The sequence below is a fragment of the Paucibacter sp. JuS9 genome (assembly GCF_044043925.2).
In the GTDB taxonomy this organism is placed as follows: domain Bacteria; phylum Pseudomonadota; class Gammaproteobacteria; order Burkholderiales; family Burkholderiaceae_C; genus JAUASW01.
In genome coordinates this window covers 924,867-949,353 of the sequence record NZ_CP194172.1, presented here as the reverse complement: position 1 = coordinate 949,353, position 24,487 = coordinate 924,867, and the positions used below count along the sequence as shown (strand labels likewise).

Sequence of the window (24,487 nt, the reverse complement as noted above, 5' to 3'; positions counted from 1 at the left end):
ATGACCACCAAACCCCGCCAGTTGCTGACCGCCTACGCCACCTGCGCCGGCGGTTTTTTGCTGCTCGACGCCTGCTGGCTGACGCTGATGGGTGAGCGCCTGTACCGGCCCGCGCTAGGCAGCCTGATGCGCACCGATATCGACTGGCTGGCAGCGGCCTTGTTCTATGTGATCTACCTGGCCGGCATCGTCGGCTTTGCCGTCGCGCCCGCACTCGCCGCAAAAAGCGGCCGCACGGCGCTGCTGCGCGGTGCGGCATTCGGCTTCATCTGCTACGCCACTTACGACCTGACCAACCAGGCCACGCTCGTGGGCTGGGCCTGGCATGTGACGCTGGCCGACCTGGCCTGGGGCAGCAGCGCCACGGCACTCGCGGCGCTGCTCGGCTGGCGCGTGGCGCGCGCCTCAGATACCGATCAGTGAACCGAAGGTCCGGGCCACCCGGCTCTCGAACACCAGGCGGCCGCTGACCGCCGCCAGGCACACGCATTCACCACCCGGCTCCACGGCCGGCTGATGCAGGATGCTGTCGTCGGTGGCATCGAAGTCACCGGCCGAGAACAGCGCGCGGCCGTCGTGGAAGCTGCCGTGCAGCACCTGGGTCAATTCGCTGTCGCTGTGCGTGTGGCGGGCCAGCAGCTTGCCGGCACCAATGCGCAGCAGGATCACATTGGCCTGCAGGTCCCAGGGGAGCGTGACGCGGCTGAAGCGCATGCCGGGCGCCATCCAGCGCCAGGGGCCGATGGCACAGCCTTCCATCGCGCGAGGCCAGGCCCGCCCTTCCGGCAAGGCCGCGCGGCGCAGCGGCGTGGGCCGGTGCGGCGGCGGCGTTTCGGGCGCGTCGATGGCGCTCAGCGCGCGGCTCAGCGCGTCTTCGGCCAGCGCGGTCGGCTCCAGCTGCTCCAGCAAGACACCGCCCAGCACGTCGAAACTGCGCAGCCGCTCACGGCATTGCTCGCAGTGCTCGGCATGGGTGGCCAGCACCAGGGCCGAGCCGCTGTCCAGGCGGCCGGCCGCCTGGGCCATCAACAGGGAATCATCGGGATGGTGGCGGATCATGGTGCTTCGGCGCCGTCGATCAGGCGGCGCAAATGGTTCAGGGCCAGGCGGATGCGGGACTTCACCGTGCCCAGCGGAATGCCAAGCATTTCAGCGATCCGCGCATGCGGCTGATCATCAAAGTAGGAGAGCTGTATCACCTGGGCCTGCTCGGCAGTGAGCTGCACCATCGCCGCGCGCACCCGTCGCTCGCGCCGCTGCGCATGCAGGGCCTCGTCGGGTGGCGGCGCCAGGTCGGGCAATTCGGCCAGTGCGGCTTCGTCCAGTTCCTGCGTCGGCAGGCCCTGGCGGCGCAAGAGGTCAACCCGCAGGTTGCGGGCAATCGTGAAGATCCAGGTCGAGGCACCGGCCTGCGCCGGGTCGAACTGCGCGGCCTTGCGCCAGACCTTGACCAGGGCTTCCTGCGCCAGCTCCTCGGCCTGGGTGTCGCTGCTGCCGGAGCGCATCAGCCAGGTCTTGAGACGGGGCGCGAAATGCGTGAACAGCGTTGCGAAGGCCGCGCGCTCGCCTTGCGCCACCGCCAGCAGCAGCGCATCGAAGTTTTCGGCAGGCGAGGAATTGGCAGGCTCGGCAGGCGACATCACGACGGTCAGATGTGGCCGACCTGGCTGCGGTGGAGGAGACTGTCTCACGGCGATCATGGGCCCTGATACGCGAAGACGGCCGGATTAGATCATGAGCGATCCAAAAACCGGCTGCTTGCGTAGAAGCCGCAACGCTCCCTATCCAACGAAAGAAAACCGATGCGCGAGACTCCGGCGAGCAAGATCCCAGCGATGCAGGCGGCCGCCGGCCGCGGCCTCGACGTGGCGGTCATCGGCAGTGGCATCTCGGGCCTGTCGGCCGCCTGGCTGCTTTCCCAGCGCCATAGAGTCACGCTTTATGAGGCCGACTCGCGCGCCGGCGGGCACAGCAATACCGTGGACGTGCCGGTGGCCGGCGCCGCACCCCTCGCGGTCGATACCGGCTTCATCGTCTACAACGAGGCGGCCTACCCCAATCTCACGGCGCTCTTCAAGCACCTGCAGGTGCCGACACAGGCGACCGACATGTCGTTCGCGGTCAGCCTGGACGAAGGCGATCTCGAATACTCCGGCTCCGGCCTGTCAGGCCTGTTCGCCCAGCCCGCCAATCTCCTGCGCCCGCGCTTCTGGACCATGCTGCGCGAGCTGGTGCGCTTCTACCGCGAGGCGCCCGCCGACGCCGCCGAGTTCGGCCTCCTGCCGCTGGACAACTATCTCGACCTGCGCGGCTACAGCCGCGCGCTGCGTGACGACCATCTCTATCCGATGGCGGCGGCCATCTGGTCGGCCTCGCCGGCTGCCATCGGCAACTATCCGACCGAAGCCTTCATCCGCTTCTGCGAAAACCATCAGCTCCTGACCCTGGGTCAGCGCGAACCCTGGCGCACCGTGGTCGGCGGCAGCCGCAACTACGTGAGCCGCATGCTTGATGCGATCGGCCCCGGCGTGCGCCTGGGCTGCGCCGCGACCTCGGTGCACCGCAACGGCGAGGGTGCCTGGGTCGGCACCGACCTGTCGGCCGAGCCGCGGCGCTTCGACCATGTCGTGATCGCCACACACGCCGACCAGGCGCTGCGGCTGCTGAGCCGGCCCACGTTCGAGGAACAACAGCTGCTCGGCGCCTTCCGCTACAGCCGCAACCTCGCCGTGCTGCACAGCGATGCCAGCCTGATGCCGCGCCGCCGCCGCGTGTGGTCGGCCTGGAACTATGCTGCCAGCCGCTCGCAGGCCGATGCGCTCAGCGTCACCTACTGGATGAACGCCTTGCAGCACCTGCCGATGGCCCACCCGCTGTTCCTGACGCTCAATCCCACGCGCGAGCCCGGTACCGAGCACCTGATCCGCACCGAGGTCTACGAGCATCCGCAGTTCGACAGCGCGGCCCTGCGCGCCCAGCGCGACCTGTGGAGCCTGCAGGGGCAGCAACGAACCTGGTTCTGCGGCGCCTACTTCGGCTCGGGCTTTCATGAAGATGGCTTGCAGGCCGGCCTCGCCGTGGCGGAAGAGTTGGGCGGTGTGCGCAGGCCCTGGCAGGTTGCCAACGAGTCGGGCCGCATCCCGCTGCGGGCGCGGTCCAGGGTGCCGGCATGACCGTGCGCAGCGCGATCTACGCCGGCCGTGTGAGCCATCAGCGGCTGCGGCCGCTGCGCCATCGGCTGAGCTACCGCGTCTTCTCGCTGCTGCTGGACCTGGAAGAAATACCCGCCCTGGCCAAGCGGCTGCGCTGGTTCTCGCTCGGCCGCTTCAATCTCTTCAGCTTCCATGTGCGCGACCATGGTGACGGCAGCGACCGGCCGCTGCGTGAGCAGATCGAACAGGAGCTCGCCAAGGCCGGATTGCCGCTGGGCGGTCGCATCGACCTGCTTTGCACGCCGCGCATGCTGGGCCATCAGTTCAATCCGATCTCGGTCTACTTCTGCCATCGGCCGGATGGTGCACTCCAGGCCATGGTCTACGAAGTGCACAACACCTTTGGCGAGCGCCACAGCTACCTGATCCCGCTGCGCGAAGCCGTGCAGCCCGGAGAGACCATCGTCCAGCACTGCGCCAAGGCATTCCATGTCTCGCCCTTTCTCGGCATGGACATGCAGTACGAGTTTCGTACGCAAACGCCGGATGAGGCCCGCCTGAGCCTCTCCATCAATACCCGCGACGCCGACGGCCCGATGCTGGTGGCGCACTACGCGGCACAAGCCCGGCCATTGACCGACAGCGCCTTGCTGCGCTTGTGTGCCACGCATCCGCTGATCGGACTCAAGGTCGTTGCCGCCATCCATTGGGAGGCGCTGCGGCTCTGGTTCAAGAAAGCCCCCCTGTATCGCCACCGGGCCGCCAGCGGCGCCGCCTACACCCTCGTGGAAAGCAAAGAAGCATGATGAACACATCGATCACCTCGGCACGGGCGCCGGTGGCGGGCCGCCGCCCGGTCTCCTGGGTCGCGCGGCCCCTGCATGGCTGGGCCCGCGAGGCATTGAGCAAGCTGCTGACGCGGCTGGTCGCAGGATCCATCACCATCGAACTGCCGGACGGCACCCGACTCGATGCCCATGGCACGCAAGCCGGCCCTCACGCGGTGCTGCATCTCTCGCGCTGGCGCCCGCTGCTGCGCCTGTTCACGCAGGGCGACCTGGGCCTGGCCCGCAGCTACCGCGACGGCGACTGGACGAGCCCCGACCTCACCGCCCTGCTCGAACTGGGCATTGCCAATGACTCGAGCTGGGGCGATTCGCTGGTCGGCACGTCGCTGGTGCGCAAGGGCCTGAGCTTTCTGCATGCGAAGAACGCCAACACCCGCCGCGGCAGCCGTCGCAACATCGCCGCGCACTACGACCTCGGCAACGCCTTCTATGCCCAGTGGCTGGATCCGTCGATGCTGTATTCCAGTGCGCTCTACAAGCAGCAGGCCCAGACACTGGAACAAGCCCAGGCCGCCAAGCTCGAGCGCATCTGCGACCTGCTCGACCTGCAATCACTGCCACCCGGCGCCCGCGTGCTGGAAATCGGCTGTGGCTGGGGCGCATTGGCAGTGGCGATGGCGCAGCGCAGCGATGTGCATGTGACGGCGCTCACGCTGTCCAAGGAACAGCTCGCGCATGCGCAGGAGCGTGTGGAGCGCGCCGGTTTGAGCGACCGCATCGAGCTGCGCCTGCAGGACTATCGCGACGTGCAAGGCCAGTTCGACCGCATCGTCTCCATCGAGATGATCGAGGCCGTGGGCGAGCGCTACTGGCCGGTCTACTTCGATACCTTGCGCAACCGGCTGAAGCCGGGCGGCCATGCGGTGCTGCAGGCGATCACGATTGACGACGAGGTGTTCAAGCAGTACCGCCTGACGCCGGACTTCATCCAGACCTTCATCTTCCCCGGCGGCATGCTGCCCAGCGTGGCGGCGCTGCACGAGCAGGCGGCGCGGGTCGACATGAGCCTGGTCAGCAATGAAGCCTTCGGCTCCAGCTATGCGCGCACGCTGGAGGCATGGCGCGAGCGCTTCTTCGCGCAATGGAGCGAGATCGAACCGCTGGGCTTCGACGCCGAGTTCAAGCGCCTGTGGCACTACTACCTCTGCTACTGCGAAGCGGGCTTCAACACCGGCCGGGTGGACGTCCACCTTCTGACGCTGCGCGGGCGATAAGGCCTCAGCCGCGCGCGTAGAACAAGGCGCTCATCACGAGGCCGGTGGCAATGACGACGCCGCGCACCCAGGCGACGGACATCCGCTTGGCCAGCCGCGCGCCGGCAAAGCCCCCGGCCGTGGCTGCGGCCATCATCAGGAGGCCGGGCTCCCAGGCAATCGCACCAGCCAGCACAAAGGCTGCCACCGACAGCCAGGAGAGCACCAGGGAATTGAGGTTCTTCAGCGCGTTGACGCGATGCAGATCGGACTCGCCGGTCAGCAGGTAGAGCGCCATCAGGAGAATGCCCAGGCCGCCGTTGAAGTAGCCGCCGTAGATGGCCACCAGCAGGAGGCCCGGCGTGCGCCAGCGTGCCAGGTCTTGCCCCTGCCCCAGCCGCTTCAGGAGCCAGGGCCCCAGAGCGAACATCAGGGTAGCGAACAGGAGCAGCCACGGCACCAGGCCAGAGAACAGCTTGCCCGGCGTGATGAGCAGGAGCAAAGCGCCGGCCACGCCGCCCAACGAGGCGATCAGGCCCTCACGCCACAGCCGCTGGCGCGGCATTGCGTTCAGCTCGGACCGAAAGCCCAGCGTGCTGCCAAAGTAGCCCGGGCTGACGGCCAGCGCACTGGTGGCATTGGCCGAAATCGGCGGCACGCCGCAGAAGACCAGGGCCGGGAAGGTCAGGAAGCTGCCGCCGCCGGCAATCGCATTGAGCACGCCGGCAGCAAAGGCAGCGCCGGCGAGCAGCGCGGCTTCAGCCGGCAGCATCCAGCGGGAAGCGTGTGCAGCCCAGGCGGGTCGAGACGTCGCGGCTGGCGTCCTGCAGCATCTTGACGATCTCGGGCTCGCGCGCCTCGTCGTAGCGGAAGGTCGGGAAGGAGACGCTCATGCCGGCAATCGGCTGGCCCAGGCGGTCGAAGATGGGCACGCCGAGGCAGCGGATGTGGTCGTCGAATTCCTCGCGGTCTTCGCCAAAGCCCTGGGCCTTGACGCGCTGCAGCTCGGCCAGGAAGGCGGCCGGCTCGACGATGGTCTTGTCGCGGAAGCGCTTGAACTCGGCGCCCTTCAAGACACGGTCGCGGCGCTCCGGGTGCTCCCAGGCCATCAGCACCTTGCCGATGGCCGTGCAGTGGATGGGCGCCCGGCGGCCGACGCGCGAGTACATGCCCAGCATGTGGCGCGAATCGACCTTGTGCACATAGATGATCTCGCTGTCGATCAGCGTGCCCAGGTGAACCGTCTCGCCGGTGGCGTCGGCCAGCATCTGCATGTGGTGCTTGGCCAGGTCGATCAGCTCCGGATACTGCAGCGCCCTGGCGCCCAGCTCGAAAGCGCGCATGGTCAGGCCGTAGCGCTCGCTGCCGGCTTCCTGGCGCACATAGCCCAGGGTCATCATGGTCTGCAGGAAGCGGTAGACCGTGGCCTTGGGCATGGCCAGGCGCACCGACAACTCGGAAATGCCGGTGTCGCGCTGCTCGGACAAGGCCTGCAGGATCGCGAACACCTTGAGAACCGCGGCCACCGACTCCGGCTGCTGCTTGCTGACGTCAATCGAATCGTCGTCCATGCGTTTTGATTTCTTCGGTCTGGTGTTTCAAACAATCTGGCTAGTCTAAGGCCTTGCCAAGGTCACTCCGGCTGGAGTTTCCCCGCGCCCGCGCCGGCCCGGACCTTGGCCGCGACCTGTTCGGCCGGATCCAAGGGCAGGTGCAAAGTGGGCGCCCAACCGACATCGCCACTGACCGTGGCAGCCGGGTTGGCCGCGCGCAAGGCGGCCAGCAGGTCGACCGGCTGGCCATTCAGCAGCGAGCCGCGGTCGAAGAAGGCGTCGCCCTTCCAGAGCTTGGCCAGGCGCTGCGGGTCGGCGATGCTCGAGGGCAATTCCCAGACATTGCGCTCGCTGAACACGCGCGACTTCGCGCCCACGCCGATCGAATACTCGAAGGCGTAGTCGCCGTCGGGGCGGCCGACGTAGAGGTTGTTGTAGAGGTGGACCTGGCCCCAGCGCACCCGCGGCGTGCGCGCCTTCACCTGCTCCCAGAGGTTGTGGTGAAAGGTCACGCGCAGCTTGCCTTCGTCCAGCTTCTGGCCGTCGCTGCTGCCGATCAGGTTGGTCTTGTCGTGGTTGCGGAACTGGTTCCAGGACACTGTCACCAGGTCGGATTGCTGCGTGATGTCCAACAGCCCGTCATGACGCTGGACGCGCCGACCCAGCAGCACCGGCTCGCCCGGGTCGGGCCGGCCGCCGTCGTCGAAAGTGCAATGGTCCACCCAGACGCGGCGCGCGCCACGCAGGGTCACGTTGTCGTACTCGCTGTTCCACTCGCCGAACTCGCCGTCCTTGGGGTCCCAGGCGGTGAAGAAGTCGTAGGCGTCCGAGAAGTTCAGGTTGCGGATGATGATGTTCTCGACCTTGCCAAGGAACAGGCCACCGTTGACGAAGCCGGCATCGCTGCCGACGCCGATCAGCGTGGTGTTGGACGGCAGCTGGATGAGGATGCGCGCCGCCTGGTTCTTCACCGAACGGATGCGCGCGGCTTCGAGCGGGCCTGCCAGCGGCTTGCGGCCCCACACGGCAGGGTCGTAGGCCTTGAGGTAGGCAGACAGATCGAAAGCGGGGTCGCGGTAGAACTCGGCCGTCACCGGCTTGTTCTGGTCATCGACATTCAGGTCGATGCGGCCGCGGACCTTGATGATCTTGGGATGGCTGCCGAAGGCCCGCAAAGCGTTGACCAGCTCGAGCCGGTTGCGGACCTCGACGATGCGCTCCGGCTTGGCCTGCGAGCCGCCGGTCACGCCTTCTGCGGCGCCCCAGCCATCATTTGGCGCGAGCGTTTCATGATCCAGCGCCGGCAGCGGCTTGTTGCGGTATTCGCTGAAGCGGTTGGCGGCCTCGCCGGTGGCAGCGAAGGGGCGGCGCGAGGTCGAAGCGCTCCAGCCGCCGAGATGCGCGCCGAGCAGGCTGTCGCGTATCAGGGCCTGGCCGTTGGGCGATTCGCCAGCTTTCCAGGCGCCCTTGGCGACGCCGGCGTCCCAGGCGCGGCCGAGCGAAATGCTGCCCGGCTTCAAGCCGGCTTCACCGACCAGGCGACTGGCGTTGATCAAGAGTCCCAGCCGCTGGCCCGGCGCTGTGCTCGGTGCCAGCACATGGCCTCCGCTGCCCGGCACGCGACGACCGGCGCGGCTGACGATGGTGGATGCGTCGATCACCAGCTGTGCATTGCCGAAGATGAAATCCACATCGCCGCTGATCAGGCTCCGGCTCACCAGCACGCGCGCCAGGCTGTCCTTCGGCGCTCGCACGAAGAGTGTGTCCTGGTGGCTGGTCAGCCGCACGTTCTCCATCTGAAGCTGGTCGCCCTCGGTCATCAGCGCCACGGCCTGCGCGCCGCCGCTTTCGCTCACGCCGGCCGGATAGCCCTGGCCATCGCGCACGGCTTCCATCGCGTCGTTGGCAATGCTCAGGTGCGCCAGTTGCGCCGCATCGCTGAAGATCGCGACGCTGGCGCTGCCGGCCGTGCCATAGAAGGCCGCCGACAGGTCGGGCGTGCAGGGGTTGGCGGGCTCGCCGACCTTCTTGGGTTCATTGGCGTAGTGGCCCTGGACGATGGTCGCCGCCGCCGGGTCGGCGGCATTGCCATAGAGCGTGAACGGAACCTTGGCCTTCACGCAGATCTGCTCGCGGTAGACGCCATCTTTCAGCTGGATGTAGACGCGCCGTGCGCTCGTGCCCTTGGCCGGCAATGCATCGAGCGCGGCTTGCAGCGTGCGGTGCGTGCCGCTGCCGTCAGCCGCGACAACGAAGTCTGCCTTCCAGGCCGACGCGTCGCCCAGCGGCGCCGGCTGCCAGTCGCCGAGGTAGTCGGCCACGCGGTAACGCAAGGCTTCGGCATCGCTCATCTGCGGACGCTCTTGCGCCATCGAGAGGCCGCTCAACAGCGCCAGTGCGAGCAGGCCCGTCTTCATGCCAAATCCACCAGATAGAGCGCGGGCTCGCCCTCTTCCTTGTCGCAGCTGAACAGCACTTGCTTGCCGTCAGGCGTGAAGCTCGGATGCGGATGCGTGACCTGGCGGCTCTGCTTGTAGACGTCCCAGCCGCTGTCGTGCCGCGCGATCGGCCGCGTCGTGCCGGCCTTGATGTCGAACAGATGCAGGTACGGGTCGCCGATCAGCATCTCGTTGCTGGCCGAGCTGTCGTTGCTCACCTTGCCGCAACCGTCGCCAACGATCAGGCTGCCATCAAAGTTGCTCATCAGGTGCGAGCACTGCGGCATGACGGTCAGCACCTTGTTTTCCAGCGTGACCGGATCGAGGCTGCAGATCCAGCGCTCGGGCGAGCTGTGGTTGTAGGACACATAGATCATCGCGCTGCCGTCCGGCACCCAGAACTCGTGCGTGCAGCTTTCGCCGTCCTTGTGTTCCTTGCCGCAGCGGCGGTTCGTGCCGTCTTCGTTGATGAACCACATGCGCGCATCGATCAGGTCGTGCGGACCCTCGTGGCAATAGGCCACGGTGTTGTCGTCGAACGGGCGGTATTGCGGATGGCCCAGCCAGCCGCGCTGCTCCAGGATCACCGTCTGCTGACCCGTTGCGATGTCCACACTGAAGAGCCGGCAGCGCGGCTTCTTGTGGAACATCTCATTGAACTTCTGCCAGGTGTTCAGGGGGAACCAGTCGTCCGCATGGATTTCGATGCCGACTATTTTTGTGCAGGCGCTGTTGCTCACCCAGGTGCCGTAACCCACCCAACCTTGCGGCACGGTGTAGACGACCTCTTCCGCGAGATCGTCCAGCGAGAGACGGATCAATTGCCGCTCGGCACGCACGAAGTACAGGTGCTTGTCGTCGGGCGAGAGAAAGCCGCCGAAGGTGTTCTCACCGGGCTGGTCGGTCAGCTGCGTGGCAACCTGCGTTTCCAGGTCCAGCAAGTGGTAGTTCCAGTTCGGGCTGGCGGGGTTGCCAATGTTTGGTCCGAACTCTCCGCCGAAGATCAGCTTCTTGCCGTCGTTGGTGAAGCACTTCTGATAGAAGTAGTTGCGATGGCAGGTCACGTCCAGCGGCGTCAGGCGCGTGACGCGCGCGCCGGTATCCGGGTCGACGCTGGTTTCGAACTTCAGCTGGCGTTGGGTGGCTTTCATGGCTTCACTCACTTGATTCGTTTCAACAAGGCATTGCCTTCTTCGACCAGGCGCCGTGCGGCCTCCTCGTCGGTGGTCTTGCCATAGGCGACGGTCTCGAAGACCTCGCGCATGAACTTGTGCAGCCGCGCATGCTCGAAGAGCTTGGCCGGCACCGGCACCTGGCCCGCGTCGCGCTGCTGTTTGATCTGGTGATGCGCGGCCAGCTCCAGTGGCGGCAGCTTGTTGGCTTGCGCCAGCACCTCGAACTGCGCCTTCGCGGCCGGCACGCCGCGGGTCTTGCCCAGGAGGCGGATCGCATCCGGATCGGTCAGCAGGAAGTTGATGAAGCGCGCGGCCAGCTCGCCGTGCCGGGTGTTGCGGCCCATGGCCAGCATCACGGTCGGCCGGCCGAACATGCCGGTGCCCTTGGCGCCAGGCTGGACCAGGAAGTCGCCAAGCACCATCTTCTGGTTCTTGTCCAGCGTCGCGGCGCGCAGCGGGATGGTCGAGTCCCAGGTGAAGTTGCCGGCCCAGTTGCCGACCACCCAGTCCTGCTGCTGCTCGGTGGGCTTTTCGGCGCCGCCCAGGCTGGCGCGCAACGGCAGCGGCGTGGCCACATGCTCGGCGATCAGGCGGCGGTAGAAGCGCACCCATTCCAGCGCGGCTTCGGGGCTCATTGCAACGCGTGGCGCCGAAGGGTCCACATAGGGCGTGCCGTACTTCTGCTGCACCCAGGTCTGCGACAGCAGAATCATGTCGTAGAGCTCGCCGTCCAGCGGGTAGGCCTGGTCGCCCAGCTTTTCCTTGAACACCCGGCCAGCGTTGAAGAGGTCGTCCCAGGTCTTGGGCAGGCCCAGGCCGGCACGCTGGAAGGCCGCCACGTTCCACAGGAACACGCGCGCCGTAAAGGCGGAAGGCAAGGCATTGAGCTTGCCTTCGACGCGGCCCGAATCGAGGTCTTCCGCGCTGAACTGGTTCAAGGCGATGTGGCGGCTGTACTGGCCGAGGTCCGCAAAGCCGCTGCCGCGCTTGGAGAACATCGCCAGCCAGGCCCAGTTGATCTGCATGATGTCCGGCTCGGAGCCGCCGGCAATCTGCGTGGTCAGGCGCTCCAGATAGCCGTTGAAACCCATGTACTCGGCCTTGATCTTGAGGCCGGGGTTCTGGCGTTCGAAAGCGGCGATGGCCTTGAGCGTGGCCTCATGCCGCCCTGCCCCACCCCACCAGGCAAAGCGAAGCACGGTTTCGGCCGAGTCCTGCCCGGAGCGTGAGCAGGCCGCCAGCGGCAGGCTGGCCAGCGCGGCGGTGAAATTTCTGCGCTGCATCGCTCAGCCTCGGGGCAGCAAGGTGGCGCCGCCCTCGTCGGCCTCGAACAGGTGGCAGCGTTCCATCTGCAGATGCAGCTCCAGCGCCGAACCGCGCTCGCGGCGGTCGATGTCGCCGATCTGGTCGGCCGGCACGCGCGTGCTCATCGCCACCTCACCCAGGTCGAAGTGGACATAGACCTCCGAGCCCATGTGCTCGCAGAAGCGCAGCTTGGCCGGCACGACCAGGGTGTCGCCTTGAGGGCGCGGCAGCACGCCAATGTGTTCCGGTCGAAGTCCAAATTTCACCGGCCCCAGGCGGCCGTTCAGGCGTAGCGACCTGGATGCGGGCAGCGGCAGTATCTGGCCACCGATACGCACACCCACTCGGCCGTCGCCCTGCGCGATCAGCTCGGCGTCGTTGATGTTCATCTCGGGCGAGCCGATGAAACCGCCGACAAAGGCATTGGCCGGATGCTCATAGAGCGCCGTCGGCGTATCGACCTGCTGGATACGGCCTTCCTTCAGCACGCAGATGCGCTCGCCCATGGTCATGGCCTCGACCTGGTCGTGCGTCACGTAGATGCTGGTGGCCGGCTGGCCCGAGTCGCGCAGCGTGCGGTGCAGTTCGGTCAGGCGCACGCGCATCGAGGCGCGCAGCTTGGCGTCGAGGTTGGACAGCGGCTCGTCGAACAGGAAGACCTCGGGCTTCTTGACGATGGCGCGGCCCACGGCCACGCGCTGAGCCTGGCCGCCGCTCAGCTGCTTGGGATAGCGGTCCAGCAGATGCTCCATCTCCAGCAGCTTGGCGGCATGGCGCACGCGGGCATCGACCTCGGCCTTGGGCGTGTTCGCGAGCTTCAGGCCGAACGCCAGGTTGTCGTAGACCTTCATGTGCGGGTACAGCGCATAGTTCTGGAACACCATGGCGATGCCGCGCTGTTTTGGCGCCAGCTCGTTCACGCGCTTCGCGCCGATCTGCAGGTCGCCGCCGGAGATGCTCTCCAGGCCGGCAATCATGCGCAGCAAGGTGCTCTTGGCGCAGCCCGACGGGCCCACGAAGACCATGAACTCGCCGTCCTTGATTTCCAGGTCCACGCCATGCACGGCCTTGAAGCCGTTGGGGTAGACCTTCTCGATTTTCTTCAGGCTCAGATGGGCCACGTCTTGTCTCCTGGATTCTCTTTTCCTACGGCGCCGGCACCGGCTGCGGTTGTCAGGCCGCCTGCGCGCCCGCGGCTCACATCAGGCCGGCCAAGGCGCTTCATCCCTTCACCCCACTGGACGTGGCGCCTTCGATGAAGTGGCGCTGAGCGGCGAAGAACACCGCCACCGACGGGATCAGGGCCACCACCGAGATCGCAATCACATTGGCCCACTCGACTTCCTCGGTGGCGCCGATGCTCATCTTCAGCGCCAGCGACACCGGGTATTTCTCGACCGAGGCCAGGTAGATCAGCGGGCCCATGAAGTCGTTCATCGTCCAGATGAACTGGAAAACGATCACCGAGATGATGGCCGGCTTGAGCATCGGCACGATGATGTGCCAGAGCAGCTGCAGCGCGTTGCAGCCGTCGATCTGTGCCGCCTCTTCCATATCGCGCGGAATGCCGCGCAGGAACTGCACCAGCATGAAGACAAAGAAGGTGTCGGTGGCGAAGGCCGAAGGCACGATCAGCGGCAGGTAGCTGTCCAGCCAGCCCAGCTCGCGGAACATCAGGTACTGCGGCAGCCGCAAGACGATCAGCGGCAGCATCATGGTGCCGACCATGATCGAGAACAGCAGCTTCTTGCCGTAGAACTCGAAGCGCGCGAAGGCATAGGCCACCAGCACGCAGGAAACAAGCGTGACGATGATGCGCGGAATCGTGATCAGGAAGCTGTTCAGGAAGTAGGTCGCGAACGTGTACTCGGTGCTGGTCTTCCAGCCCTTGGCAAAGGCCGAGAAATCAAACCTGCTGGGCCAGAAGCCCACCTCGGTGAAGATCTCGGTATTGCTCTTGAACGAGGCGCCGACCAGCCAGATCAAGGGATACAGCATCACGATGGCCACAGCGCCCAGCGCCAGATAGCGCAGCCACTTGTTGCCCTGGTCGCGGCCAAGAGTGAGGGGCTCGCTCATCACTTGCCTCCCTTCTCGCCGGAGTAGAAGACCCAGTACTTGCTGCTCCAGAAGGAGAGGCCGGCAAGACCTGCCACCAGGGCGAACAGCACCCAGGAGAGGGCCGCGCCGTAGCCGAGGTTGAAGAAGCGGAAGCTCTGGTCGTAGATGTAGAGCGCCAGCACGTACGTCGAGCTGAGCGGCCCGCCTTCGGTGATCAGGTAGGGGCCGTTGAACTCCTGGAAGGCCTGGACCATCTGCATGATCATGTTGAAGAAGATCACCGGCGTGATCAGGGGCACCGTAATCTTGAAGAACTGCTGGCGCTTGCTGGCGCCGTCGCATTCGGCCGCTTCATAGAGCGAGACCGGCACGTTCTGCAGCGCTGCCAGGAAGATCACCATGGCAGAGCCGAACTGCCAGGTGAAGAGCAGCACGATGGTCCACATCGAGAAATGCTCGTCGGCCAGCCAGGGGATCGGGTCCATGCCGAGCTGCGTGAGGATCAGGTTGACCAGGCCGTTCTTCGAAAAGATGAAACGCCACAGCACCGCCACGGCGATCGAGCCACCGAGGATGGACGGCAGGTAGAAAGCCGAGCGGAAGAAGTTGATGCCACGCAGCTTGAAATTCAGCACATGCGCAATGAAAAGCGCAAAGCCGACCCGGAAGGGCACGGCCAGGATGGCGAAGGTCAGCGTGACACCCAGCGACTTGCGGAACAGCGGGTCGCTGGCGACCAGCTCCTTGTAATTCTCCAGACCGATGAACTGCGGCGGGTCGATCAGGTCGTACTGCGTGAAGCTCAGGGCCAGGCTGGCCACGAAGGGAAAGAGCTTGAACAGCAGCACGCCCAGCACGAACGGCAGGACGAACAGGAAGCCCAGCTTTTTGTTCTCGTACATGTCACCGTGTCTCCGGCGGTGTGAGAGCGCCCGGACTCTGCGGCCCGGGTCGTTCAATCAAGAGGGAATTCAGCGAGCGAGCCAGCCGCCGTCGACGGCGACGGTGTAGCCGTTGACGTAATCGGATGCCTTCGAGGCCAGGAACACCACCGGCCCGGCCAGATCATCCGGCGTGCCCCAGCGGCCGGCCGGGATGCGCTCGAGGATGGAGGCGTTGCGACCCTCGTCCGCGCGCAGGGCGGCCGTGTTGTTGGTGGCCATGTAGCCGGGGGCGATGGCGTTCACATTGATGCCGTGCGAGGCCCATTCATTGGCCATCAGGCGGGTGATGCCCATCACGCCGCTCTTGCTGGCCGTGTAGGAGGGCACGCGCACGCCGCCCTGGTAGGACAGCATCGAGGCCACGTTGATGATCTTGCCGCCCGAGCCCTGGGCCATGAACACCCGAGCCACGGCTTGCGAGAAGAAGAACACCGTCTTCAGGTTCAGGTCGATCACATCGTCCCAGTCCTTCTCGCTGAACTTGATCGCATCCTCCCGGCGGATGATGCCGGCGTTGTTCACCAGGATGTCGACCCGGCCGCCAAAGGCCTTGGCCTGCTCCACGAGGCCTTCCAGGCAGCTGATGTCCGAGAGATTGGCGCGCAGGTCCAGGAAGCGACGGCCCAGGGCCTCGACCTGCTGGCGGGTTTCATCCGGCTCGGACACGTTCACGCCCACGATGTCGGCGCCGGCTTGCGCCAGCGCGCGGGCCATGCCCTGGCCCAGGCCGGTATTGCAGCCGGTGACGATGGCCACGCGGCCCTTCAGGTCGAAGCTGTCAAGAATCATGATGGTGGTCGTCCTTGTATGCGCTGCTTGTCCAGCGGCAGAATGTTTAATGAAAAGGCGTTTCGAAACGCGAATGCCGCTAGCCTAACGCAGCTCCGGGCTTTCCCGGAATAATGGTTTCCATTTAGTGAACCGCTGTTTCAAATCTTTCCGGCGAAGCTATAGTAGCCACGGATCGATGTTCCACCAAGGCCATTTGCCGGGCGCTCAAGCTCTTGAGCAGTCCGGGCCGCCGGGAGGAACTTGCACCACCGTGCAAAGCAGGAGATTTCAGATGACCCACTACTACGACAACAACGACACCCCCTGGACCGAGCTGGGCGACGGCATCCGCCGCAAGATCGTGGGCCACACCAGCCAGCTGATGTCGGTGCTGGTGCACTTCGACAAGGGCGCCATCGGCACACCCCACGCACATGATGTGCATGACCAGATCGCCTTCGTGATCTCGGGCTCCTTCGAAGCCGAGGTCGGTGGCGAGAAGAAAGTTTTGCGAGTGGGCGACGCCTTTGTCGCCCCCCATCACACGCAGCACGGCGTGGTTGCCCTCGAAGCGAACAGCGTGCTGCTGGACCAGTTCTCCCCGCCGCGGGAGGACTACCTCTGAATCAAGAGCGCTGGGCGGCACTGCAGCCGGCCCGTGCATGAAATCGAGCGGCGCCCTGCGTGCGCCCCAGCCCCGCAGCCGTCACCCGGGCACAGACCCGGGACACGGATGGACTAGCCGCCTCGCGCCAACAGACAAGTGGGCGCCCGTATGAAGACATCACAGGAGACAAGCAAATGCAGAAGTTCAACCGACAGGCTCCGCGCCTGAGCAAGCTCGCAGCCTGCCTGCTGGGCACGACCTCGCTGATCGCGAGCGCCCAGACCGCTGCCCCGGCGCCCGCCGCCGCCGCGTCCGCCCCAGAGGCCAAGACCGCGCAGCTCGAAACCGTGGTCGTCAGCGGCCTGCGCGGCGCCCTGGAAAGCGCCCTGCGCAAGAAGCGCGACGAGACCGGCATCGTGGACGTGATCAAGGCCGAGGACATTGGCAAGTTCCCCGACACCAACCTGGCCGAGTCGCTGCAGCGCATGCCCGGCGTGGTGATCGACCGTGACGCCGGCGAAGGCCGCCAGATCACCGTGCGCGGCCTGGGCGGTGACTTCACCCGCACCCGCATCAACGGCATCGAAGGCCAGACCGCCAGCGGCGGCACCGACAGCTCCGGCGGCAGCAACAAGACCCGGACGATGGACTTCAACGTCTTTGCCTCCGAGCTGTTCAATTCGGTGACGCTGCGCAAGAGCTCGGCCGCCGAAGTGGACGAAGGCTCGCTCGGCGCCGTGGTGGACCTGCAAACCACCCGCCCCTTCGACCTGAAGGGCTTCACCGCCGCCGGTTCGCTCAAGGGCAGCTACAACGACCTGTCGGGCAAGACCACGCCGCGCGTGGCCTTCCTGGTGGCCGACACCTTCGCGGACCGCAAGATCGGCCTGCTGCTCTCGGGCGCCTATTCCAAGCGCAGCATCCTGGAAGAAGGCTTCAGCACCGTGCGCTGGGACAACGGCGTTTCTTCGGGTGGCTGGTGCCCGCCGCAAGGCGCCACCATTGCCCCGGGAACCACGCTGCCTTCCGGCTCCACCGCCACCACCTGCGGCTCGGCCGCCCAAGGCGTGGCCCGCCTGCCCAATACGCCTGAGAACCAGGCCGCCTACCTGCTGGCCAGCACCGCCACCAACTTCCATCCACGCCTGCCGCGCTATGGCCGCCTGACCCATGAGCAGGACCGCCTGGGCCTGACCGGCTCGATCCAGGTGCGCCCGTCCGAGAACACACTCGTGACGCTGGACATGCTGTTTTCCAAGATGAATGCGACGCGCCAGGAAGACTTCCTGGAAGCGATCTCGTTCAGCCGCAACCTGGGTCAAGGCGGCAAGCCGCAAACCAGCGTCCTGGAAACCCAGTACGACGCCAGCGGCCGCCTGCTCTACGGCAAGTACAACGGCGTCGATGTGCGCGCCGAATCGCGCTTCGACGAGCTCTCCACGGTCTACACCCAGCCCACGCTGACGGTGGAACATGATCTCAGCGACAGCGTGAAGTTCACCGGCGTGCTCGGTCGCGCCGACTCGAAGTTCAAGAACCCGATCCAGACCACGACCACCCTGGACGTGGCCAATGTGAACGGCTACGTCATCGACTTCCGCGGCAGCGACCGCCTGCCCTCGATCACCTATCCCTTCGACCCGGCCACCACCGGCGGCAGCTCCTTCGGCATCATCGGCGTGCCCACGGGCGGCGCCACCGCGCTCACCAACGGCACGGCCAGCGAGATCCGCATTCGTCCGCAAGGCACGAACAATCGCAACGAGGTGATGAACCTGAACCTGGCCTGGGAAGCGATTCCCAACAAGCTGACCATCAAGGGCGGCACCAGCTTCAAGAAGTACAGCTTCGAGTCCTATGAGTCGCGCCGCGCCGTCGAAACGATGTACGCACCGGATTCGTTGTCTGGCCTGACGACGATGGTGAGCGGCTTCGGCAAGGGCCAGGACCTGCCGGCCGGCACGATCACGTCCTGGGCAATCCCGAACCTGAACGCCATCGCCTCTCAGTACGACATCTACTGCAACTGCCTGAAGAGCGGCGCGGCAGGTGGCCCCGGCGATTTCAGGCTGACCTCGATCACCAACGGCAATGCCCGCGGCAACAACCGCGCCGTCACCGAGTACGACCGTGGCGCCTTCCTGCAGGCCGACTTCATGACCCGCGTGGCCGACATGAAGGTGCGCGGCAACATCGGTGCCCGCGTGGTCCGTACCGAGGTGATCGCCACCGGCTACCTCGCCACCGGCGGTGGCACGGCCGTGACCGTCAACAAGCAGTACGAGGACATCCTGCCCTCCCTGAACCTGACGGCCGAGCTGAACCCCGAGATGAACTTCCGTTTCGGTGCCGCCCAGGTCATGTCGCGTCCGCCCCTGCAGTTGATGAACCCCGGCGGCAGCATCAGCACCACCGGCACCCTCTCCATCACCACCGGCAACCCGAACCTGAATCCGTTCCGCGCCAACACGCTGGACGCCGGCTTCGAGTGGTACTTTGCCAAGAACTCGCTGCTGGGCATCGGCGCCTTCTACAAGGACATCGGCACCTACATCCAGTCCTCGGTTCAGACGGTCAAGTTCAACGACACCGGCCTTCCGAAGAGCCTGCTGCCGAGCAACTTCTCTGGCGAGGAGCAGTTCGCGCTCAACTCCAGCTTCAACACGCCAGGCGGCAAGCTCAAGGGCGTCGAGCTGAACTTCCAGCAGCCCTTCACCTTCCTGCCGGCCTGGGGCAAGAACTTCGGCACGGTGCTGAACTACACCTACGTGACCTCGAAGATCTCGTACTTCACCTCGGCCACCAGCACGGTGCCCATCGTGGATGACCTGGTCAACATGTCGCCGCGCGCCTGGAATGCGTCGCTGTATTACGACGACGGCACCTTCAGCGCCCGCATCTCGACCTCCAGCCGTTCGGGCTATGTGACCCGCGTGCCAGGCCAGAACAACAACGACGTCGAAGGCAAGAACGGCACCCGCAACGTCGACCTGTCGCTGTCCTACAAGGTCAACAAGAACCTCGACATCTCGTTCGAAGGCGTCAACCTGACCAACCAGGCCAACGACCAGTTCATCAGCCGGGCCCGCGACAGCGTGGTGGTCAACAACGTGACGGGCCGCGAGTTCATGCTCGGCGCACGCTACAAGTTCTGAGCTGCGCCAGCGCGCCAGCAAGCACAGGCCATGGCTCTCGCGAGTCATGGCCTTTTTCAGTTTCCTCACGGCAATCATGATGCGCATCCGAACCCTGGCAGGCCTTGCGGCCGCGCTGCTGATCTCCGGCGCCTCGGCCCAGACCCTGGGCCTGCGCCTCATCCTGGTCGGCGACTCGACGATGGCGCCACGCAGCGGCTATGGCAATGCGCTGTGCGAGCAGTTCCCGCTGCTGGCCTGCCTGAACCTGGCGCGCGGCGGTCGCAGCACCAAGAGCTATCGAGCCGAAGGGCTGTGGAACAGCGTGACGGCGCTGCTGCGCGAAGGTGGCCAGAAGGACCTGGTGCTGATCCAGTTCGGCCACAACGACCAGCCCGGCAAGCCCGGCCGCTCGACCGATCTCGCCACCGAGTTCCCGGTCAACCTCGCAGCCTATGTCGATGAGGTTCGCGCCGCCGGCGGCACGCCGATCCTGCTCACGCCGCTGACGCGCCGCTCGTTCAAGGACGGCCGCCTGAACAACGACTTGCTGGCCTGGGCCGAGGCAACGCGCAAGGTCGCGGCGGACAAGGGCGTGCAAGTGCTTGACCTGAATGCGCTCAGCGCGGCCGCGGTGCAGGCCATGGGGGAGGACGAGGCGGACACGTTGGCACTGGCGCCGAAGCCGCCCTCATCGTCGACTCCAGCATCGCCAGCAGCAGACCCCGCCGTGACCGAGCCGCAGGGCCAGCCCAAGAGCCTGTTCGACCGCACCCATGTCGGCCCCAAAGGTGCTGCGCTGTTTGCCGGCATCGTGGCTCGCGAGCTCCTGAAGCTGCGGCCGGAACTGGCGCCCGCTCAAGCGGGCCGGCGCTGACGAGGGTCAACGAGGGCCGACGAGGCGGCGCCGCATGACCGACTAGGCGCGCCGTTGCAGACGCTGGGCAGGCAGCGCGTAGACTGGGCCGCCATCGACGATGTCCACATGGCCATCGGGCGCAAAGCCCTGCAGCTCCAGAGCCTCGGCCAGCAACTGCGCGCCCTCGCCCGCCACGCCGATCACTGCCTGCGCCGACTCGGGCAGGAAGCAGGCATACACCGGCTGACGTGGCAGCAGCGCGGCCACCCAGCTGCGCCAGCGCGGACCTTGCAGAGCCAGATCACCACCGTAGAAGCATTGGCCCAGGCCTTGCCAGAACGGCGGCAGGCCCTGCGCATCGCGCACGCCCGGCAGCTCGACGATCAAGGGGCTGTCCGGGCGGGCCGTGCGAGCACGCCGCACGGCCTCGGCGAGCAACAGGCTCAGGATTTCGAGCTGGGCAGTCTCGTCCAGGCCCGCGCGGTGCCATCGGATCGAGGCCAGCTCGCTGGCCCCCGTCAGGTCGTTGCCCAACTGCAAGGTGCGGCGGCGCTGGAACAGCTGCAATGGCCGCGCGGCATGGACCACGCAGCCTACGTGATACCAGGCCCGCGGCTCCCGCAGGCCGATGTCAAAGGCGAGGGTCAGCGAAGCGAGCGCGTCTGCGCCCTGCTCCAGGCACAGCTCGATATCGCCGGACTCGCCGGTTGCCGACTCGCGAAATGTCCAGGTGGCCTTGCTCATGCGAGCTCCCTGTCCAGCGTTGCCGCCAGCACCAGATCGCCAGGCTCGACCCGCAGCGCCGCACGGGCTGCCGCGTCGAGCGCCAACTCCTGACTTTCATCGTCATGGCAGGCCAGCGTGGCTCGGAAGTCGGCTCGCCGACCATTGCTGACCAGTTGCCGCCCGTGGGCCGCTTGCATCGGCCCATCCACGCAGCGCCGGCCATGCAGCCGGCGCACCGTCTTCAAGGACTGCAGCCGCTCTTCCACCGTCGGCCCGCCGTCGTAGATGTTGACGTAGGTGTCGGTGTCAAAGCCCTCGTCCATCAGGATAGCGAAGGGCAGCTCGCCCACCGGATGCAGCTGGCCCAGCGCCCATTGCGCCGCCTCGTCGAGCAGCGGCACATAGATGGGCGACTGCGGCAGCAGCTCGGCAATCGAGCCCCGGCCCTGGCCGCGGTTGAGCGCTTCGGCACTCGGATAGTCCATGTCGAAGAAGCGCCGGCCCACGCCGTCCCAGAACGGGCAGCCGCCATCCTCATCGGCCGGGCCCGGGTTCTCGGCGGCCACCCGGTCGGAGAAACGCTCGGCCTGCTGCGCCATGAAGATCAGACGCCCCCGCGACAGCAGCTGCGGCGCCAGGCTCCGCGCATAAGCCGGTGCGATGTGAAAGCCGGTCAAGAGTGTGACGCCGGTCAGGTCGTGGCACAGGTGCAGGGTGTGGATGCGGTTGCGCGTCCCCAGTTCCTCGCTGACCTGCACGATGAACTCGCTGCGATAGTTGTAGAAGCGGTCCTGGAAGCCGGGGCTGGCCTCGATGCCGCTGGTGCCGATGATGCGGCTGCCCTCGTGCAGGTCTTCCAGCACGAAGAGATAGATCTCCTCGCCGCTGGCCTCCTCCTCGCTGGCGAAGGCCTGGGCCGAGCGCTCCAGCTTGTCGAGCAGGGCCGCGCGGTCGGTCGGCAGCGAGGAGATGCCGATGGCTCGCTCATGCGCCAGCCGCTCCAGTGCCACGAGGTCGTCCGGCACCGCCGGGCGCAGGAGGAAGCGGCCGGGCAGATCGAGCATCTTGTGATCAGTCATGGGTGCCCTCCTTGTCGGGTCGGCCGGCGCGCCATTGCGCGCCGTGACGGCTGCGCTCGTCGCGCGGTGTGCAGCCGAAGCAGGCCTTGTAGGCATTTGAGAAATGCGATGCCGAGGCGAAGCCGCAGGACAGCCCTATCTGCAGCACCGACTGGCTGGTCTGGCGCAACATGCGCCGTGCCCGCTCCAGCCGCAGGCTCAGGTACCAGCGCGCCGGCACGGCATCGAGATGCTGCTTGAAGAGCCGCTCCAGCTGCCGGCGCGAGACACCCACCAGGCCCGAGATTTCCTCGGTGCTGAGCGGCTCGCCGAGATTGGCTTCCATCAGCGCCAGCGCCTCGGCAAGCTTGGCCGACGTGCCGGCGCTGCCGCTCAGGCCGAGGCGCCCGGCCAGGGGCTGGCGCTGGTGCTCATCGCGGCCACGCAGGCGCTCCAGTCCCAGGCTGGCAGCGAGCTCCTGGGCCAGGCGCTCGCCATGGCGCTGGCCCAGCCAATGGATCAGCAAGTCCTGGCTTGCCGAGTGCGCAGCACAGCTGAGGCGCTCGCGGTCCAGCTCGAACAGGTGCTGGCTGAACAGCACCTCGGGATGGCGCTGAGCCAGCAGCGGAATATGCGGCCAGCTCAAGGTGGCGCGATAGCCGTTCAAGAGACCGGCCTCGGCCAGCCAGGCCGCGCCGCTGCCAATGCCACCCAACACCAGGCCCTGACGTGCACAGCCACGCAGCCAATTCAGCAAGGCCAGCTGCGGCGCCTCGGGCTCGGGCAGCAAGGCCTCAGCCACGACAAAGAGCACATCGAAACGCTGCTCACTGAGCTCGCCGGCCAGCTGGCACTGCAAGCTCACGCCGCAGGCTGAAGTGACACTGCGCTCCAGCCCCAGGAGACAGCTCTCGTACTGCTCGCCCTCCAGCAGGGCATTCACCGCTGCCAGCGCCTCGGTGGCGCCCGCCAGCGAACCCAGGCCGAAGCCGGGCAAGAGGAGGAAGGCGCAGCGCCGTTGCAGCATCAGTGAGTTCAGCGCTCGCTACTTGCTGCCGGCGGCCGCGTCGCGTTCAGTGTTGGCCGGCTCGGCCGGCTTCTTGTCGCCGCCCCAGGGCTGGTAGAGCGGTTGCGGCAGGCGCACCGGCAAGATGTCCAGGTAGAGGTTGACCACGGTGTAATCCTCGGGGCCCAGCTCGTCGGTGCTCCAGCCCACCGAACCCGGGCCCTTGTAGAGACGGAATACAAAGCCGAGATCGTTCAGCGATTCGCCGGGCTTGGGCGCGGCCTCGAAGGCCAGGCCGCGGATCTCGGGCAGCACGCTGTCGATCAGGTAGGACATGCCGTTAGAGATGGCCGAGTCGCCCAGCATGTCGGAATAGAACAGCGGGTCGGTGTAGTAAGGCTTGTAGCCCGCGGCGACCGGATCCAGCTTCTGGCCCCGCAGCTTCACGGCCGAAGGCGTGGTGATGCGGGTCTTGAGGTTGTAGCGGTCACCATGATCGAGGTAGGTCAGGCGAGCGCCGGTCAGGTTCAGCGCGCCCAGGGTCAGGTCGGTCTTGACGTCGCTCAGGTCGACCAGGAGCGCGCCCTTGCCACCGATCACTTCGACCTCATCGCCCTTGATGACGGCGGCCGAGTTCTCTTCCACACCGAGACCCAGCTTGTAGCCCTTGGCCAGCATCAAGGGGATCATGCGGCCGAAGCGGCCACGCTTGAGGAAATGCTGGTCGATCAGGAGGTCCGGGCCGACGAAGCCCAGGCCCCGGTCGATCTGCTTGCCCTCGGTCCAGCGGCCTTTCATGATGCTGATGACGCTGGGCGCATCCCGGAACATCACCGTGCTCATGATGGCCGCACCGGCCGAGGTACCCGACACCACGCCGCCGCGGCGGTAGACGTCCCAGATCGCTTCCAGCATTGGCGTGACCTGGCCACCCGGGTACAACACGTCGACGATGCGCTCCTGCGAGCCGCCGGTGAAGAACACGCCCTTGGCATTGCGCACCTTGGCTATCAGCGCGGGGTCGCGCACCACCTTGTTCAGGTCCACCCAGGAGAACTTGGGCGCCACCGGCAGGGCCTCGGCCACCGCGCCGCGGCGCTGCAGCAGTTCAACCACATGCTTGGCGCTGGATTCCGGATCTTCCGACGCGGTACCGAAGACCACGAAGCGCGCACCCTTGCCACCGGCCAGGGCAACCAGGCGCCCCCAGACCTCGTCGTTGTCTGATTTGAGGGCGCCGCCGATGGGTACGGCGTGCCCACGGATGGCGTTCGGGTCGACCGTGGCCGGGACCGGCACAGCGGCAGGCGCAGCGGCCTGCTGCCGTTGCACCGAGACGGGTGGCGCAGGCTTGGTCGGCGTGGCAGCCTGTGCGCCGGCCAGCACCAGGCAGGTGCAGGCCAGCAAGAGGATCTGGCGCAGGGCCGGACGAACTGGGAAGCTGAGTGTCATGACGGGATCTTGCCTCATGAAGGGTGGAAGCTTGCGGCGATCATCTCAGCCACCATGGCCCGCCTCCATCCCTTCGATGGTGGCGCAGGCATTTCGCAAAAGTCCATGTCGCTTCGCTGCAAGCACGCTGCTCGCGCGGGCTCGGCAGCAGTTTCGGCACCCACGCCACAGCTTGCATCGATGCGACAGCGACTTGCCAGCAGGC

The 24,487-nt window shown here is 66.3% G+C and carries 22 protein-coding genes; 7 read left to right on the top strand and 15 right to left on the bottom strand.

Annotated elements, in window-relative coordinates; all coding sequences use genetic code 11:
* Nucleotides 1–423 (top strand): DUF2177 family protein, encoded by a 423-nt coding sequence (locus tag ABT392_RS04130; protein WP_334278849.1) that lies wholly within the window; start codon nt 1–3, stop codon nt 421–423.
* Here ABT392_RS04130 and ABT392_RS04125 read toward each other — a convergent pair.
* Both ABT392_RS04125 and ABT392_RS04120 read right to left on the bottom strand, forming a co-directional pair.
* The gene (locus ABT392_RS04125) at nt 406–1,059 is read right to left on the bottom strand and encodes a ChrR family anti-sigma-E factor (RefSeq protein WP_334278848.1); all 654 of its coding nucleotides are present in this window, start codon (nt 1,057–1,059) and stop codon (nt 406–408) included. The two genes, ABT392_RS04130 and ABT392_RS04125, sit on opposite strands and share 18 nt — an antisense overlap.
* Nucleotides 1,056–1,640, bottom strand: a complete 585-nt coding sequence (locus ABT392_RS04120; RefSeq protein ID WP_334278937.1) for a sigma-70 family RNA polymerase sigma factor — start codon at nt 1,638–1,640, stop codon at nt 1,056–1,058. Before ABT392_RS04120 ends, ABT392_RS04125 begins: the two co-directional genes overlap by 4 nt.
* Before the next feature lie 162 nt (nt 1,641–1,802).
* Between ABT392_RS04120 and ABT392_RS04115 the strand changes: the two genes are divergently transcribed.
* The 3 genes from ABT392_RS04115 to ABT392_RS04105 are packed head-to-tail and all read left to right on the top strand — an operon-like array spanning nt 1,803 to nt 5,214.
* The gene (locus ABT392_RS04115; protein ID WP_395386522.1) at nt 1,803–3,173 is read left to right on the top strand and encodes an NAD(P)/FAD-dependent oxidoreductase; all 1,371 of its coding nucleotides are present in this window, start codon (nt 1,803–1,805) and stop codon (nt 3,171–3,173) included.
* Entirely contained in the window at nt 3,170–3,958 is a 789-nt protein-coding gene (locus ABT392_RS04110; protein ID WP_464970912.1) for a DUF1365 domain-containing protein, read from the top strand. The genes ABT392_RS04115 and ABT392_RS04110 overlap by 4 nt, the downstream gene beginning before the upstream one ends.
* On the top strand, nt 3,955–5,214 hold the full coding sequence (locus ABT392_RS04105) for a class I SAM-dependent methyltransferase (RefSeq protein ID WP_464970911.1): 1,260 nt from the start codon (nt 3,955–3,957) through the stop codon (nt 5,212–5,214). Before ABT392_RS04110 ends, ABT392_RS04105 begins: the two co-directional genes overlap by 4 nt.
* Before the next feature lie 4 nt (nt 5,215–5,218).
* Here ABT392_RS04105 and ABT392_RS04100 read toward each other — a convergent pair whose 3' ends face one another.
* From ABT392_RS04100 to kduD, 9 genes are all read right to left on the bottom strand, one after another.
* Nucleotides 5,219–5,965, bottom strand: a complete 747-nt coding sequence (locus ABT392_RS04100; protein ID WP_395386524.1) for a sulfite exporter TauE/SafE family protein — start codon at nt 5,963–5,965, stop codon at nt 5,219–5,221.
* Nucleotides 5,952–6,764 (bottom strand): DNA-binding transcriptional regulator KdgR, encoded by an 813-nt coding sequence (kdgR, locus tag ABT392_RS04095; RefSeq protein ID WP_395386525.1) that lies wholly within the window; start codon nt 6,762–6,764, stop codon nt 5,952–5,954. The genes ABT392_RS04100 and kdgR overlap by 14 nt, the downstream gene beginning before the upstream one ends.
* Nucleotides 6,765–6,826: 62 nt before the next feature.
* Entirely contained in the window at nt 6,827–9,163 is a 2,337-nt protein-coding gene (locus tag ABT392_RS04090; protein WP_395386526.1) for a pectinesterase family protein, read from the bottom strand.
* Entirely contained in the window at nt 9,160–10,335 is a 1,176-nt protein-coding gene (locus tag ABT392_RS04085) for an oligogalacturonate lyase family protein (RefSeq protein WP_395386527.1), read from the bottom strand. The genes ABT392_RS04090 and ABT392_RS04085 overlap by 4 nt, the downstream gene beginning before the upstream one ends.
* 8 nt (nt 10,336–10,343) lie before the next feature.
* A complete protein-coding gene (locus tag ABT392_RS04080) occupies nt 10,344–11,642 on the bottom strand; it encodes an ABC transporter substrate-binding protein (protein ID WP_334278840.1) in 1,299 nt (432 codons plus the stop codon).
* Nucleotides 11,643–11,645: 3 nt separating this feature from the next.
* Nucleotides 11,646–12,785, bottom strand: a complete 1,140-nt coding sequence (locus tag ABT392_RS04075; RefSeq protein WP_334278839.1) for an ABC transporter ATP-binding protein — start codon at nt 12,783–12,785, stop codon at nt 11,646–11,648.
* A gap of 100 nt (nt 12,786–12,885) precedes the next feature.
* Nucleotides 12,886–13,743, bottom strand: coding sequence for a carbohydrate ABC transporter permease (locus ABT392_RS04070; RefSeq protein ID WP_334278838.1), 858 nt, complete (start codon nt 13,741–13,743; stop codon nt 12,886–12,888).
* Entirely contained in the window at nt 13,743–14,627 is an 885-nt protein-coding gene (locus tag ABT392_RS04065; RefSeq protein ID WP_334278837.1) for a carbohydrate ABC transporter permease, read from the bottom strand. Before ABT392_RS04065 ends, ABT392_RS04070 begins: the two co-directional genes overlap by 1 nt.
* Before the next feature lie 69 nt (nt 14,628–14,696).
* Nucleotides 14,697–15,458 (bottom strand): 2-dehydro-3-deoxy-D-gluconate 5-dehydrogenase KduD, encoded by a 762-nt coding sequence (gene kduD / locus ABT392_RS04060; RefSeq protein WP_334278836.1) that lies wholly within the window; start codon nt 15,456–15,458, stop codon nt 14,697–14,699.
* A gap of 274 nt (nt 15,459–15,732) precedes the next feature.
* Between kduD and ABT392_RS04055 the strand changes: the two genes are divergently transcribed.
* From ABT392_RS04055 to ABT392_RS04045, 3 genes are all read left to right on the top strand, one after another.
* Nucleotides 15,733–16,065: a cupin domain-containing protein gene (locus ABT392_RS04055; RefSeq protein WP_334278835.1), complete on the top strand. Its 333-nt coding sequence runs from the start codon at nt 15,733–15,735 to the stop codon at nt 16,063–16,065.
* A gap of 176 nt (nt 16,066–16,241) precedes the next feature.
* Nucleotides 16,242–19,202, top strand: coding sequence for a TonB-dependent receptor (locus ABT392_RS04050; RefSeq protein ID WP_395386528.1), 2,961 nt, complete (start codon nt 16,242–16,244; stop codon nt 19,200–19,202).
* Nucleotides 19,203–19,278: 76 nt separating this feature from the next.
* Nucleotides 19,279–20,058 carry a rhamnogalacturonan acetylesterase gene (locus tag ABT392_RS04045; RefSeq protein WP_464970910.1) on the top strand — a complete coding sequence of 260 codons (780 nt, stop codon included), beginning with the start codon at nt 19,279–19,281 and terminating at the stop codon, nt 20,056–20,058.
* A gap of 42 nt (nt 20,059–20,100) precedes the next feature.
* On the opposite strand, the gene ABT392_RS04040 is transcribed toward ABT392_RS04045, so the two are convergent.
* The 4 genes from ABT392_RS04040 to ABT392_RS04025 are packed head-to-tail and all read right to left on the bottom strand — an operon-like array spanning nt 20,101 to nt 24,282.
* A complete protein-coding gene (locus tag ABT392_RS04040) occupies nt 20,101–20,784 on the bottom strand; it encodes an arginine N-succinyltransferase (protein WP_334278832.1) in 684 nt (227 codons plus the stop codon).
* Nucleotides 20,781–21,845, bottom strand: coding sequence for an arginine N-succinyltransferase (locus tag ABT392_RS04035; RefSeq protein WP_395386529.1), 1,065 nt, complete (start codon nt 21,843–21,845; stop codon nt 20,781–20,783). The genes ABT392_RS04040 and ABT392_RS04035 overlap by 4 nt, the downstream gene beginning before the upstream one ends.
* The gene (locus ABT392_RS04030) at nt 21,838–22,851 is read right to left on the bottom strand and encodes a GlxA family transcriptional regulator (RefSeq protein ID WP_334278830.1); all 1,014 of its coding nucleotides are present in this window, start codon (nt 22,849–22,851) and stop codon (nt 21,838–21,840) included. The genes ABT392_RS04035 and ABT392_RS04030 overlap by 8 nt, the downstream gene beginning before the upstream one ends.
* A gap of 18 nt (nt 22,852–22,869) precedes the next feature.
* Nucleotides 22,870–24,282 (bottom strand): cyanophycinase, encoded by a 1,413-nt coding sequence (locus ABT392_RS04025; protein WP_334278829.1) that lies wholly within the window; start codon nt 24,280–24,282, stop codon nt 22,870–22,872.
* Nucleotides 24,283–24,487: the final 205 nt, after the last annotated feature.

Excerpts from the sequence above, each read along its gene's own strand:
- ABT392_RS04130 (WP_334278849.1), top strand. The coding sequence starts at position 1 with ATGACCACCAAACCCCGCCAGTTGCTGACCGCCTACGCCACCTGCGCC.
- ABT392_RS04125 (WP_334278848.1), bottom strand. The coding sequence starts at position 1,059 with ATGATCCGCCACCATCCCGATGATTCCCTGTTGATGGCCCAGGCGGCC.
- ABT392_RS04120 (WP_334278937.1), bottom strand. The coding sequence starts at position 1,640 with ATGTCGCCTGCCGAGCCTGCCAATTCCTCGCCTGCCGAAAACTTCGAT.
- ABT392_RS04115 (WP_395386522.1), top strand. The coding sequence starts at position 1,803 with ATGCGCGAGACTCCGGCGAGCAAGATCCCAGCGATGCAGGCGGCCGCC.
- ABT392_RS04110 (WP_464970912.1), top strand. The coding sequence starts at position 3,170 with ATGACCGTGCGCAGCGCGATCTACGCCGGCCGTGTGAGCCATCAGCGG.
- ABT392_RS04105 (WP_464970911.1), top strand. The coding sequence starts at position 3,955 with ATGATGAACACATCGATCACCTCGGCACGGGCGCCGGTGGCGGGCCGC.
- ABT392_RS04100 (WP_395386524.1), bottom strand. The coding sequence starts at position 5,965 with ATGCTGCCGGCTGAAGCCGCGCTGCTCGCCGGCGCTGCCTTTGCTGCC.
- kdgR (WP_395386525.1), bottom strand. The coding sequence starts at position 6,764 with ATGGACGACGATTCGATTGACGTCAGCAAGCAGCAGCCGGAGTCGGTG.
- ABT392_RS04090 (WP_395386526.1), bottom strand. The coding sequence starts at position 9,163 with ATGAAGACGGGCCTGCTCGCACTGGCGCTGTTGAGCGGCCTCTCGATG.
- ABT392_RS04085 (WP_395386527.1), bottom strand. The coding sequence starts at position 10,335 with ATGAAAGCCACCCAACGCCAGCTGAAGTTCGAAACCAGCGTCGACCCG.
- ABT392_RS04080 (WP_334278840.1), bottom strand. The coding sequence starts at position 11,642 with ATGCAGCGCAGAAATTTCACCGCCGCGCTGGCCAGCCTGCCGCTGGCG.
- ABT392_RS04070 (WP_334278838.1), bottom strand. The coding sequence starts at position 13,743 with ATGAGCGAGCCCCTCACTCTTGGCCGCGACCAGGGCAACAAGTGGCTG.
- ABT392_RS04065 (WP_334278837.1), bottom strand. The coding sequence starts at position 14,627 with ATGTACGAGAACAAAAAGCTGGGCTTCCTGTTCGTCCTGCCGTTCGTG.
- kduD (WP_334278836.1), bottom strand. The coding sequence starts at position 15,458 with ATGATTCTTGACAGCTTCGACCTGAAGGGCCGCGTGGCCATCGTCACC.
- ABT392_RS04055 (WP_334278835.1), top strand. The coding sequence starts at position 15,733 with ATGACCCACTACTACGACAACAACGACACCCCCTGGACCGAGCTGGGC.
- ABT392_RS04050 (WP_395386528.1), top strand. The coding sequence starts at position 16,242 with ATGCAGAAGTTCAACCGACAGGCTCCGCGCCTGAGCAAGCTCGCAGCC.
- ABT392_RS04045 (WP_464970910.1), top strand. The coding sequence starts at position 19,279 with ATGATGCGCATCCGAACCCTGGCAGGCCTTGCGGCCGCGCTGCTGATC.
- ABT392_RS04040 (WP_334278832.1), bottom strand. The coding sequence starts at position 20,784 with ATGAGCAAGGCCACCTGGACATTTCGCGAGTCGGCAACCGGCGAGTCC.
- ABT392_RS04035 (WP_395386529.1), bottom strand. The coding sequence starts at position 21,845 with ATGACTGATCACAAGATGCTCGATCTGCCCGGCCGCTTCCTCCTGCGC.
- ABT392_RS04030 (WP_334278830.1), bottom strand. The coding sequence starts at position 22,851 with ATGCTGCAACGGCGCTGCGCCTTCCTCCTCTTGCCCGGCTTCGGCCTG.
- ABT392_RS04025 (WP_334278829.1), bottom strand. The coding sequence starts at position 24,282 with ATGACACTCAGCTTCCCAGTTCGTCCGGCCCTGCGCCAGATCCTCTTG.